The organism is Streptomyces sp. TSRI0281 (assembly GCF_001905125.1).
Classification (GTDB): domain Bacteria; phylum Actinomycetota; class Actinomycetes; order Streptomycetales; family Streptomycetaceae; genus Streptomyces.
This window is the reverse complement of sequence record NZ_LWLE01000004.1, coordinates 338,367-350,528: the sequence shown is the minus strand read 5'-3', so window position 1 is coordinate 350,528 and position 12,162 is coordinate 338,367. Positions and strand designations below refer to the sequence as shown.

Here is a 12,162-nt window from a genome sequence, read left to right as displayed (position 1 = left end):
CCCCAGGGACCTGCTGCGCGGGCAGCGTCGGCTGGGGCATGCTGGTGACGGTCACGAAGCTCCTTGGACTGGGGCTGGCGGCTGACACCGGTCCGGTGGGCGGTCAGAACTGTGACGGTGCTTTGTGCAGCAAAGCCCCTATCGGGACACGTTCACCGGGCCGGCGGCAGTACGTACCGCAGGAGGCCGGGGCCGACAGTTCCACTCCAAGGCAGCTGCGGCCAGTTGTCGCACGGGTCAGGCTCCGGCCCCCTGCGGCACATCACGATCCTCACAGTTGTCGCAGACGATTGCCGGGCGGACCTCGGCCGGGCAGAGGGTGCGCGGGTAGCGGCAGAATTCCAGGAACTGTGTCCGCCGCCTGACCGGTTTGATGTGTCCGTAGAGCTTGTCCTTGGCCAGGTTGTAGGCGGCGAACAGGTGCCGGTTGAAAGGAGACGCCTTCCTCGCGGAGCAGGATGCGCAGATCCTCGTGGCTGATGTCGCCGACCCCCCCCTCGGCGACCAGGAAGTCCGCCAGCTTGGTCGGACTCCAGGTGGAGAACGGGAGGTCGTGCTCGGTCGGCGTGGACTTCGCGATCTTCTTGATCTCGCGGCGCTCGGGCAGCGTGAACGTCTTCGGCCGACCGCCCTTGGACTTCGGGTAGAGCGAGTCGAAGCCGTCGGTGTTGAAGTTGTGGATCACATCACGGATCCCGTCGGCGCTGGTGAAGGTCACCTCGGCGATCTTCGCCACGGGCATGCCCTGCGCGGACAGCAGGACCATCCGGGCCCGGCGCCAGGCCACCACCGACCCCGTACCGCGGCGGATGATCCGCAGCAACCGCCGACCCTCGTCGTCATCATCTCCCGGACACGCACCCGCTCTGCCACGAGAACAGCATGCCGTGTCCACGCCGCCCGGACCGACACCCGGACGGCGCATCACAACAGGGCAAAACGTTGCCTGATACGGCATCAGACATCAGCTCACCCACTGCCCTCCTGCACACGGCCGGGCCACCTGTGCAGCCCCTACCCAGCTATGCGGATTGAACTACCTCACGCCTTGTATGCCCGGTGGGTGGGTGCGGGATCTACCAGCTGGCGGTATCCCTTACCTGATGGTCGACGATGTCTTCGAGGCTCTTGCGTCTCTCGAAGACAGCCCGTTGCCGTTCGGCTGATGTCCCCTGGCGTTTGATCCGCTCGGTGATCCCGCTGGCCACCGTCCAGTCCCCGGTGCCTTCCAGTGACGGGCGGACGTGCTCGCACAGTCGGTCCACCATCTCGTGCGCCGGTACCAGTGCGGCCGTGAACGGGTCGAGAAGCCGGTCGGTGAGTCCGAAGCGTGTGGAGCGCCATTTGGCCGCGCGCAGCAGTTCTGAGCGGATGTCGGCTGGTGTGTCTCCTTTCTCGATCTCTGTGAGTGTGGTGTGTACGAGCGCTCGGCACAGTCCGGCTTGCAGGATGACTTCATCGGCCGTGGCGCACGAGTCGGCGATGCGGAACTCGACCGTCTGATACTGGGTGCCGGGGCGTACGTCCCAGAAGATGTCGCCGGCCACCGGGCTGATGCCGGACTCGACGGACAGCCGAACACTGTTCTGGTACTCGTCGTAGGACCGGAATGTGGGGGGCATCCCGGATGTGGGCCAGCGTTCCCAGACCATGCTGCGGTAGCTGGAGTATCCCGTGTCCGCGCCCATCCAGAAGGGGGAGCTGGCTGCCAGCGCGGACAGGACGGGCAGCCACGGGCGGACGCGGTTCATCACTTCGACGGCGGTATCGCGGTCGGCGACGCCGACATGCACATGGCAGCCGCAGATCAGGAGTTCGTCAGCGAGAAGCCGGTATGTCTCGACCGTCCGTTGGTACTGCGGTTTGGTGTTGAATTCCTGTGTCCGCCAGTCTGCCAGCGGATACGTTCCCGCAGCGGCGATCCGGCCTCCGGCTTCCTCCGCGGCGCGGATGAGGGTGCTTCGCGAGGTGATGACATCGGCCCGCAGTTCGTCCAGTGTCCGGCAGATCCCGGATCTGCTTTCGACCATGCAGGGCCGGAACTCCTCACAGAACCGGGACGGTGTCTGTTCGTCCACTTGAGCCAGGGCGGAGGTAATGATCTGTCCGGATTGCGGGAGGAGGTTCCGGGTCGCCGAATCGACGATGAAGAACTCCTCCTCGACGCCGACAGTGAGCGGTTGTGTCATGCCGTCCCCTTCGCTCGGGCTTTCCTGTTGCTTCTCCCGGCGCGCTCACCGCTCTGCCGCGCTCGTGCCGGCCATGTTTTCTGCAGGGGCCGCCTCACATACCTGGCGCGCACGAGGAAGCAGACATTGTGCATCTGGGTCCGGCATCTGACGCGCGGTGACCGGCGCCGACCGGAGGTCTGCGTTCCCTCACATGCGCTGCACCGTATGCGTGCTTCACCTCATCGGGTCTGGGCGGCCCGCGCGGCCAGGATCTCGATGGCCACCTCGGTGGTGTGCGGTTCCCGCTGGAAGCGGACGAAGGACAGGTCAGGCACGATCGAGTCGACGGCGAGGAGTTGCGAGGCCGCGTGCGTGGTGGACAGGGCGATGACGTGAGCTCCCGCAGCCTGGGCTGCGGTGATCCCGGACGGGGCATCCTCGAACACCACGGTCCGGTGCGGCTCGGCACGGACGCGCGAGATGCCGGTCAGGTAGCCGTCCGGTGCCGGTTTCCCCCGTGTCACGTCGTCGGCGGTGATGAGAACCGATGGAAGAGGGAGTCCGGCGGTCGCCAGCCTGGCTGTGGCGGCTTCCCGGGAGCAGGAGGTCACCACCCCCCATGGCACGTCTGCCCGGGTGAGGGAAGACGTGGCCGCCGCGGCACCCGGTTGTGCGATGACGGCGGCGACGTGCCGGTCCTCCAGCTCGTCGATGAGGGCTGCCTCCTTCTCCGTGGCCAGCGCCGGGGCAGCTGCTCGGATGTGGTCGAGTGTGGTGAGTCCGTGCCCCAGGGCCAGGGTGCCTTGGGCATCGAGCCCGTGCCGTCCCGCCCACTCGAACCAGGCGCGGGAGATGCACCCGGAACTGTCCACGAGCACACCGTCCATATCGAACAGAACCGCGACCGCACTGAGCGTCATCTGCTGTGTCCTTTCACATCGCTTTGCGCAGGGCCGCTACACCGGCGGCCACGTCGCCATGGGTGGAGCTGAAGACGGCTGACGCCGCGACCAGTACATCCGCTCCGGCCTCAGCCAGCACGCGGGCCCTGGAGGCATTGATGCCGCCATCGGCAACCACCCGCACGTGATCGATCCTCCGTTCCTCCAGAAGAGCCCGCAATCGGCGGATCTTGTCCACCATCTGCGCCTGGAAGTCGCTGGTTCCCGGGTTGCAGGTCATCACGACGACCTGGTCGATCCGGTCGAGCACTTCATCGAGGGTGTTCAGGGGCGTGGCCGGGTTGATGACCACGCCGCGTTTGATGTCTGCGGTTTCCAGCCGCCGCAGGACCGCCGAGAGGTGCAGGGTGCTCTCCACGTGTACGGACACGGTGTCCACGCCGGACGCGGCCAGTTCGTCGAGGTATTGCTCGGGCCGCTGCACCTGCATGTGCACGTCCAGCGGCAGGGCTGTGCGCTTGCGTATGGCTCTGACCGTGTTGAGTCCGAAGCTGATGTCGTGGACGAAGTGTCCATCCATGACGTCGAGGTGGATCAGGTCGACTTCGGCGCGTTCGACCTCGGTGATCGCGTCGGCGAGCGCGAGCGGGTCAGCGCCGAGCAGGGCGGGGGCGATCGTGGTCATCCGGTCCTCCGTTTTCGCGGCCGGTCAGCCGGCGGCATTGCGACGGGACGGCGCTACCGCTTTGAGCAGCGTCCGTACTACGTAGTCGACTTCCCTGTCGGTGAGGTCTGGGCGGATCGGCAGGCAGAGCGTGTTTTCGGCCTGGGCCTGCGCCTGGGGGAACCGGGCGGGCAGGTGCAGGTCCGCGAACGCGCGTTGGCGGTGTACCGGGACGGGGTAGCGCACGACTGCCTCTACGCCATGCCGGGTGAGTTCGGCAAGCACGTGGTCGCGGTGTGCGAGCGTGACCTGGTAGAGGTGGAAGACATGCCGTTCGCCTGCGGGTGGGGTTGGCGTCAGTTCGGCACCGGTGAGGGCACGTGCGTACTCACCGGCTATGTCCGACCTGCGGCTGTTCCATTTGTCCACCTGGTCGAGCTTGTGGTTCAGCACGAGTGCCTGGATGGCATCCAGTTTGCTGTTGTAGCCCCGCTCTACGTGATCGTTCTGCTGGTGTTGGCCAAGGCTTCGCAGGGTCCTGACCTGGCGGGCGATCGCCGCGTCGTCGGTCACGAGCGCACCGCCGTCGCCTGCCGCGGCCAGGTTCTTGCTCGGGTGGAAGCTGAAGCAGCCGGCCTGCCCGAAACTGCCGACCCGCCGGCCCGCCCAACGGGCGCCTATGGCCTGAGCGCAGTCCTCCACGATCGCCAGGCTGTGGCGGTCCGCGATGGCGGCGATCCGGTCCATGTCCAGTGCCTGGCCGAACAGGTGTACCGCGAGCAGGGCGCGGGTGCGTGGAGTGACGGCGGCATCGACCTGGTCAAGGTCCATCAGGTAGGAGTCCGGCGTGCAGTCGACCAGCACGGGCCGGGCGCCGACGCTGGTGATGGCGAGCACGGAGGCGTGGAAGGTGTTGGCGACGGTGATGACCTCGTCGCCCGGACCTATACCGAGGGCGCGCAGGGCCAGGACGATGGCGTCTGTGCCGGAGTTCACCCCTACCGCGTGGGCCACTCCGGTGTGGGCGGCGAGCCGTTCCTCGAACTGTTCGACGGCGGGAGAGAGGATGTAGTCACCGGATTCCAGGGTCGCCCGGATCTGGTGGGTGAGCGCGTCCAGGTCCTCGAACTGCGAGCGATGGTTGTACTTGGTCACGATCATGGTCTTCTCCGAGGTGTGGGGACGACGACCGGTTTGCCGAGAAAGCCGCGATCGGCGTGTTCGGGCAGAAGCCGCGCGGCCTGCGCGAGCGTCATACGTCTGGTGACCAGCCGTTCGACGGCAGGACCGAGGCGCCATTCTCCGTTGGCCGCTCGGTTCAGCAGTTGCAGAGCGTGTTCGAAGTCGGTTCGTAGGGCACCGTGGGTCCCCGCGATGGCAAGGGGGCGTCCATCCACGCGCACGTGTGCGAGGCGTTCGCGGCGCCGCAGGTCATCGATGTCGACACCGGCCAGTTCCATGCCCGGTCTGGTTCCTGCGAACAGCAGCAGCAGGCCGCCCGGCAACAACAGGTCCAGGGCCTGCCGTATCTGAGCGGGTTCGGCGTAGGCGGTCGCCAGCACGGTGCGGGAGAACAGGGGACTCCCGTCCGGTCCTCCCAGCACCGGGTTCGGCAGGAACTCGCGACGACGCAGAAAGTCCAGCCGCTCATGCCCCCTGTTCACCACGGTGACCGGTACATGGGACGCGTGGAGCCCGGCAGCGATCAGCGCGCCGGCCATGCCCGCTCCCACGACGGCGACCGGCCCTTGGCGGTCCATGCCGAGTTCATCGGTGACCGTATGGAGTCGCTCGATGCAGTGGCAGGCGCACGCGAGCGGTTCGGTGAACACAGCCCGGTCCACGCCCATGGTCCGAGGAACGGGTACGAGCGCGTCGCGCAGGAGGTCCGGAGTCCCGGAGAGTTCCACCAGCTGTCCGAATCCGGAGGTGCGGGTGTGCAGTTGGGGATGCGGATCGAGGACGACCCGCTGTCCGACACTCACCGCGACGCCCTTGGTGGCAGCGACGACGTCAGCGACGATCTCATGACCGAAATCGCGCCGCTGGTGCCGGTCTGACCGCAGTTCGCGAAGGTCCGAACGGCATACACCGATCCGCTGCGGGGCGATCACCACCATGGCTCGCCCCGCAGGATCGCTCACTACGGCTTCGGTGACGGTGACGCGGCCGTGATGGTGGTCAAGTCGCTGGTAGGCAGTGCCGGCGGAGTTCAACCTGTCACCTTCAGCTCGCCCACTGTCGTGGTCAGATCGGCCGGCCGGTGTGACCGTCCGGGCATGCAGAGGTCGATCACCATCTTGATGCGTTCCGGTGGCCCGACGGACGGTCCGCTTCCGGCGGCCACCGCCTGGAGCTCCGCCGCGGCTGCCTCCAGCGAGAGCACGTGCGTGACCAGCGCTCCGAAAACATCCGGATGGGCACGCAGAAGGCGCTGTGCTTCGGCCAGGTGATGTGGGGCGGTCCCCCGGTGCCCGGTGAGCCCGATCGCTGCGCCGTCCCCGGTCCTGGCCCGGGTGGTGGCGCCGGGGCGGGGCTGACCGCAGACGTTCGCTCGCCGGACAGCACCCAGGTCCACGCCGGGAATCTGTCCGTGGACATCTCCCGGTGCGAAGCCGCCGAGCAGGTCGACCACGCCGCCGGGGGCGAGCGAGGACACCACCTCACTGAGCGCGCCGGGAGCCGCTTCCCTCGGCAGACAAATGAAGGCCGCATCAATGCCGCGAAGGCCCGAAGCTCCGGTGTGGAGCGTGGTCGCGCCGAAGATGCCCTGTCCGGTGAGAAAGCTCAGACGCCCGGCGCGTCTGTGCACCAGGTGCGTCCGAATACCCCGCAGCTCACCGACCAGTGCGGTAAGAACCGCGGTGCTGCCACCGCCCCATACGGCGGCGGTGGCCGGCCGGGCGTCACGCTCCACCAGCTCCCACCCGTACAGGACCGCGGCGAGAGGCTCCACGAGAGGTGCCAGGTCAGCGATCAGGAGGGGATCGGCGTCGAACAGAACAGGGCTGTCCGCGTCGACCAGCACCGTGTGCTGGAAGACGCCGTCATAGCTGTGCCCCAGCACGCGATCCTGTGCCTCCGGGTCGACCGGGTTGAAGATCACCGGACGAGTCGTGTTTCCCGCGGGTACTGAGGCGAGCCCTTCATGGCCGAGAACTGCCGCGGCGTCGGGCCGGACTTTCCGTTGAATCTGCAGGTCGGTACCACATACACCGGCGCGCAGAACTCGTGCCAACACCTGTCCGGGTGCCGGCGCGGGGGGTTCCCGCTGTTCCAGGAGGCTGGTCCTCCCATGGCGCACCACGGCCAGGTTGGGCTTCATGCCGCCTCCCACATGCCGGTGAGCTCAAAGCTGCGCCGCTGGGCCCGCCGGATCTCGCCCGGTTTGATGTCCTCGACGAAAACCGTCCGGCCGAGCCCTCGCGGCAGCGGGACGTGCTGGTTTCCGTCACGGTGACGGGTCGCCTCCGCCAGCCCGTCGATCAACGCTTCAGGAGTCACACGGGGATGGGACAGAGGCAGGCCCACGCTGCGCATCAGTCCCAGGGAACGCTGAGTTTCGGCCGAGGACAGCAGCCCACGCTCCTGCGCGATGAGGCAGGACAGTGCCATGTCGATGGCGACCGCCTCCCCGTGCAGAAGGGGCGGGTCCACGGCCAGTTCGATACTCGGGCTGAAGGTGTGGCCGAAGTCCACCAGCCGCTTGAGGTCGTGTTCCCAGAGGTTGGGTGTCAGTTCCCCGAGCATGCCCGCGACCGCCGACTCGATCACTCTGCGGCCCAAGTCCCCCTGAGCCATCTGCTCGATGAGACGCTCGGCGTTGTCGTCCAGCAGGTCGAAGAGCCCCGCATCGCGGACGACTGCCATCTTGATGATCTCGGCCAGGCCATTGACGATGTGCCGCACCGGTAGCGTCTGCAGAAAACCCTGGTCCAGCAGAGTGACGGCAGCCGGAAAGTAAGTGCCGAGACGGTTCTTGTGGGAGTGGTAATTGACCGCGGTCTTCACCCCCACCGCGGCATCGACCAGCCCGATGAGAGTGGTCGGAACCCGCACGTACGGCGTCCCCCGACGATAGAGACTGGCCGCCAGGCCCACCACATCGGTGAGCACACCACCGCCGATGGCCACGATCGGGTCACTGCGCCGGTTCAGACCCACGTGGTCCGCGGCGTCGGCCACCTTGAACACGGACGCCGCCGTCTTGTTCGACTCGTCGGCGGGCAGTACGAGCAGAACCGGATCGACGTCACGGTGGCGGAAATAGGCACGGATGCCGGCGCCGTAGATCCTGCAGACCTCCCGGTCGACCACGACCAGGCGCCGCGCACCGGCTTCGAGTCCGGCCGCATCGGCGAGATCCGGATTGTCCAGGCCGAGTACGCCACGGGTCTGCCGGACCTCGTAACTGACTTCCTGGGTGGCACGGACCGTCCAGGATTTCATGACGTGAGTCCTTGTCTGTCAAGACGTTCCTGAGCTGGCGGGGAAGAGAGACCTGCGACGTGAAGACCGGCGCCCCGAAGTGGATCGAGTCCATCTGGGCTTCCCACGGCAAACCGCCGGCGAAAGTAGTGCGGATCGGCATGAGAGATCCCATACAGTCCGTCGGCCATGAGGTTGCGCAGCAGGCTGGAGAGATAGTGGCCCTCCAGGCCGTCGACAACACCGCCGCTCAGCACCGTGTGGCCGACCTCCGGGTCGAGCGTCGTCTGCGCCAGGAGAATGCGCGACAGGGGCCGGGTGAAAGCGTCCAGCAAACGGAGCGCACGCGGATCACCCCGCCGTACCGCCACCCCGAACGCTGCGACAGGCCCCGCGGGCGCGTCACTTCCGGCGCGCAGCCATGCTGCTTCCGGGAGAACTCCGAGCAGTTCCTCGATACCTCGGCCCGACGAAAAGGCCGCGAGATGCCCGCTCGCCCCACACTCGCATTGCGCCTCGACCCTCCGTCCCTCCATCACGAAGTCGACGGGCAGATGACCGATCTCTCCCTGCAGGCCATGCTCCGGATCCAACGGGATGTGACCGGTGCGCAGATCGATGGTGCGGTAGGCGATCCCGCTGCTCACCGTCACCGCAGCGGCCTTCCGGCCGCCGGCGGGCATACGGGCACGCAGCGCCACGGCAAGTGCGGAGACATCGTTGAGCACCCCCCACGCCAGTCCGGGAAGTTCGTCCCGCAACACGGCAAGAAGGTCGAACGGCGCGAGTTCCGGGCCCCACATGGGTGCACTGGCCAATACACGACCGGTCTGTCCGTTCATGGCCGCACCGAGCGAGATGCCCACACGCAGCAAGGCACGTTCCCGCAGATACGCGCGGGTGTGACGGAGCACGAAGTCGACCAGCTCCTGCTGGAGAACGGGCACCGGCCTGTCTGCGCTGCTCCGGTTGACCGCCGGCTCACGCCGGATCAGATGTACCTGCCGCTCGTCCGTGAACAGGCCGACACGCCACCAGCTGCCGCCCAGATCAAACACGAGCACGGGTCTCACAGGGCTTCGCTGTACGCCAGTGCCTCATGGTCGACGAACAGCATGCCGTCCTCACCCAGAATGCGCGCAGCCGGATCACCCGCCGGTACGTCGCCGTTCAGCAGCCGCGAAACCGCCTGCGCCTTCGCCTTCCCCGCCGCCAGCACGATCCGCGTCCGGGCTCCCGCCAGCAGGCCGGCACCCAGGGTCAGGCGGACCGTTCCCTGATACGGCATCGTCACCGCCACCCGCTCGGCCGTCTCGGCCGCAGTGTCACCCTCGAACAGCGACGCCGTGTGACCGTCCTCCCCGAGCCCCAGAAGCACGATGTCAGGCGTGCCGTCACCGCCCAGCCCACCCAGAGTCCGCGCGTAGTCGGCAGCGCTGCGCGCGAGGTCGTCCCCTGTGATGCCGGGCATCGGATGCCAGCGCGAAGCGGGGATCCGGGCCGGCCGCACCAGATTGTCCTCAATGACCGCGGCCGAGGTCTCCGACCGGACACCGGTCACCCGCTCGTCCGTCTGCACGATGTGAACCGCCCCCCAGTCCAGACCGGCCCCGGCAAGCAAGCGGTAGGTAGCGGCAGGCGTACTGCCACCGGACAACGCGACCAGGCAGCGCCCCTCCTCAGCTGTACACAGTGCAATCTTCTCCACGAGCAGGCGAGCAGCTGCCTCGGCCAGCGACTCCCTATTCGGATAGCTGGCGCTCTTGATCGCTGAACGCATAATCAGTCCTCCAGGCACGCGGACGGAACAGACCTTGGCGTGTAGCGGTGCGAAAAAGGCGACCGTATTCGAGGCCGACTTATGGGCGGCGTATCGCGCAGTGAAAGCTCGGACCCACACGAACCTCGCATCACGCTAGGACAGTGAAACCACCAGCACCAGCGGTAAACCAGCCACAGCACAGGCCCGGCTGAAGCTCCAACTCAGGGTGCGGTCAAGGCAGATGAGAAGAGACTCTTCCAACGGAGGAGCTCATCCGGGTAAAACCACGACAGGTGTTTGGGGCACGGCGAGTGTTCGCATTCAGTGGCAACGACGTTCAACATAGGTCGCCGGTATATTTGTGTTCATCCTGATTCTTCGCCGGGCAGTATCGGTGAACGATCGGTATGCAGATGCGCGGGAATCTCGGGAAGACCGTGGCCCGTCTCCTCGACTCCGACGGCGAACCGGGAAAACGCTACCCCCTTCCCCGGTTGCGCTGTCGGCTCGACGGCAGGTCCGCCCCTGCCTGGTTGGCACAGGGGCGGCCTTCTGCGGTTTCGGTCAGACAGGGGCGAGGCGATTCGAGAGTTCGAGGGCGGCGGTCGCGACCGCGAGGGCGGCGCAGAGGCCGAGTACCTCGTGGATGGGTTGGGCGGACCAGGCACGGCCAGTCGTCCGGGGCGGCAGGCCAGGAGGTGAGATGTACCTCGCTGGTGGCAAGGCCCAGGTGGGCGGTGACGTCCCAGCCTGAGAGGGAGGCGGGCTCCCCGCGCAGGCGAATGCGGCCAAGAGGGAGTCTCGGGGTTTCGGCGGAGAGCCAGGTGATGTCGAGCGGGGGAAGTCGGGGTTGATGGCGAGGCGGATCGGCAGGTTGGGGTCAAGGTCCTGGAGCTGGCGGAGCAGGTGGCCGACGGTCAGGTAGTGGGGCACGGGAACCTCCGAGATCGGAACGGGATGGCAGACCGGGATGGGCGGTGGAGCGGTGGAGCGTCAGGAGCCATCGACTCGAAGCTGGTCGCGAAGGACCTTCGGCCCCTGGGCGTGACTGGCGAGGTGCCGCTTACGGCTCTCGTTGACGTAGCCCTTGCCGGATTCCTTCATCCCCCAGCCGCCACAGGCGCAGATGGCCTCCGTGAACGCGCGGCCGGGGCAGCCGGGGTGGAGCGGCTTACCGGAACTGGTGTGCTTGTGCTCCGCCGGGCAGAGAGTGCCGTCGGCGGCTCCAGGCTTTCTCGATCATGGCTGTGGCCTGGTCGAGCGCGGTGGCGTCGGGCATGGCGGAACTCCCGGCATTCGGAGGTGCTGCTTCGGTCGGAGCCGATGCTCCGGAAGGCCCGGAGCCGGGCGGTCAGCGGCTCCGGCGCGGGCCCGTCGAGTTGGCTAGTGCGTTGGCCACGAACGTTCGCCGGGTCGGGTGACACGCCGGTCGATGTTCGGGGTGCCAGGGTCTGTCGGCCTCACTCTCGATGACAATGTGATTGCTGTTGAGAGTGAGGCCATCGATGGCAGAGCCGGTCCGAGCACGGCGGTTGACTGATCAAGAGGGGCAAAGACTCCAGCAGATCGTCCGGCGGGGCCGCCATGAGTCCGTGCGGGTTCGTCGTGCACTGATCATCATGGCGTCGGCGTCGGGCACCCCGGTAACGGCGATCGCCCGGTTGGTCGCCGCGCACGAGGACACCGTCCGGGACGTCATCCATGCGTTCAACGAGAAGGGCCTGGCCACGCTGGACCCTCAGTGGGCGGGAGGCCGTCCCCGCCGCTCGCCCGGGGCGTCAAGGCCGTGGTCGTAGGTGAAGTTCGCGCAGGCGGCGCGGGCGAAGCAGGCGTCGTTGTGTACCTGGGCCCAACGGCCGACCTGACGGATGACCGGGAGCGACGATGTCGAGCCCGCTGGCCTGGCTGCGCATGGCTACTCACAGCCAGGCCGCCGGGTCGGTATCCGGCTCGATGCCTATGCGTCGACGACCTCAGACGTCAGCTCGAACCAGTCGTCGTCGAGTTCCACGCCTCGACGGGGTGAGCGGAGTGCGCGCGGGTTCATCCGAGGCGGTCCTGCAGCGCCGTCGGCAGGCCCGAATGCCCGCCGTCGACGCGGAGAGCGGCCAGCCGGTGGCCTGGTAGGAGGGCTGGGCGGCGTATCGGGGTGATGGTGGCCAGCACGGCTTGACCTTGTTCAAGATCCCTGAATGCCGACGGCCACTTCCGCACCGAACACCCGAGGTGTCGAGT

The 12,162-nt window shown here is 67.2% G+C and carries 9 protein-coding genes and 2 pseudogenes; 1 reads left to right on the top strand and 10 read right to left on the bottom strand.

Going from position 1 to position 12,162, the window contains the following annotated elements; all coding sequences use genetic code 11:
- Positions 1–276: 276 nt before the first annotated feature.
- From A6A29_RS11515 to pgl, 10 genes and pseudogenes are all read right to left on the bottom strand, one after another.
- Positions 277–873, bottom strand: a pseudogene (locus A6A29_RS11515) (helix-turn-helix domain-containing protein); the annotation flags it as partial.
- Positions 874–1,076: 203 nt separating this feature from the next.
- Complete coding sequence (locus tag A6A29_RS11510; protein WP_073719920.1) at positions 1,077–2,189, bottom strand: carboxylate-amine ligase; 1,113 nt, start codon at positions 2,187–2,189, stop codon at positions 1,077–1,079.
- 221 nt (positions 2,190–2,410) lie between these two features.
- Positions 2,411–3,091: an HAD-IA family hydrolase gene (locus A6A29_RS11505; RefSeq protein WP_073719919.1), complete on the bottom strand. Its 681-nt coding sequence runs from the start codon at positions 3,089–3,091 to the stop codon at positions 2,411–2,413.
- Between the two features lie 13 nt (positions 3,092–3,104).
- On the bottom strand, positions 3,105–3,758 hold the full coding sequence (locus A6A29_RS11500; RefSeq protein ID WP_073719918.1) for a ribulose-phosphate 3-epimerase: 654 nt from the start codon (positions 3,756–3,758) through the stop codon (positions 3,105–3,107).
- A 24-nt stretch (positions 3,759–3,782) separates the two neighbouring features.
- Positions 3,783–4,898 (bottom strand): DegT/DnrJ/EryC1/StrS family aminotransferase, encoded by a 1,116-nt coding sequence (locus tag A6A29_RS11495; RefSeq protein WP_073719917.1) that lies wholly within the window; start codon positions 4,896–4,898, stop codon positions 3,783–3,785.
- Positions 4,895–5,953 (bottom strand): alcohol dehydrogenase catalytic domain-containing protein, encoded by a 1,059-nt coding sequence (locus A6A29_RS11490; RefSeq protein ID WP_073719916.1) that lies wholly within the window; start codon positions 5,951–5,953, stop codon positions 4,895–4,897. Before A6A29_RS11490 ends, A6A29_RS11495 begins: the two co-directional genes overlap by 4 nt.
- The gene (locus tag A6A29_RS11485; RefSeq protein ID WP_107468187.1) at positions 5,950–6,843 is read right to left on the bottom strand and encodes a dehydrogenase; all 894 of its coding nucleotides are present in this window, start codon (positions 6,841–6,843) and stop codon (positions 5,950–5,952) included. The genes A6A29_RS11490 and A6A29_RS11485 overlap by 4 nt, the downstream gene beginning before the upstream one ends.
- Before the next feature lie 215 nt (positions 6,844–7,058).
- The gene (locus tag A6A29_RS11480) at positions 7,059–8,186 is read right to left on the bottom strand and encodes a sedoheptulose 7-phosphate cyclase (protein WP_073719915.1); all 1,128 of its coding nucleotides are present in this window, start codon (positions 8,184–8,186) and stop codon (positions 7,059–7,061) included.
- Entirely contained in the window at positions 8,183–9,229 is a 1,047-nt protein-coding gene (locus A6A29_RS11475) for an ROK family protein (RefSeq protein ID WP_241838421.1), read from the bottom strand. Before A6A29_RS11475 ends, A6A29_RS11480 begins: the two co-directional genes overlap by 4 nt.
- 5 nt (positions 9,230–9,234) lie before the next feature.
- Positions 9,235–9,945 (bottom strand): 6-phosphogluconolactonase, encoded by a 711-nt coding sequence (pgl, locus tag A6A29_RS11470; RefSeq protein WP_073719913.1) that lies wholly within the window; start codon positions 9,943–9,945, stop codon positions 9,235–9,237.
- Positions 9,946–11,432: 1,487 nt separating this feature from the next.
- Between pgl and A6A29_RS11455 the strand changes: the two are divergent.
- A pseudogene (locus tag A6A29_RS11455) lies at positions 11,433–11,693 on the top strand (helix-turn-helix domain-containing protein); the annotation flags it as partial.
- Positions 11,694–12,162 lie beyond the last annotated feature (469 nt).

Coding starts and splice junctions, on each gene's coding strand:
- A6A29_RS11510 (WP_073719920.1), bottom strand. CDS start 2,189: ATGACACAACCGCTCACTGTCGGCGTCGAGGAGGAGTTCTTCATCGTC.
- A6A29_RS11505 (WP_073719919.1), bottom strand. CDS start 3,091: ATGACGCTCAGTGCGGTCGCGGTTCTGTTCGATATGGACGGTGTGCTC.
- A6A29_RS11500 (WP_073719918.1), bottom strand. CDS start 3,758: ATGACCACGATCGCCCCCGCCCTGCTCGGCGCTGACCCGCTCGCGCTC.
- A6A29_RS11495 (WP_073719917.1), bottom strand. CDS start 4,898: ATGATCGTGACCAAGTACAACCATCGCTCGCAGTTCGAGGACCTGGAC.
- A6A29_RS11480 (WP_073719915.1), bottom strand. CDS start 8,186: ATGAAATCCTGGACGGTCCGTGCCACCCAGGAAGTCAGTTACGAGGTC.
- pgl (WP_073719913.1), bottom strand. CDS start 9,945: ATGCGTTCAGCGATCAAGAGCGCCAGCTATCCGAATAGGGAGTCGCTG.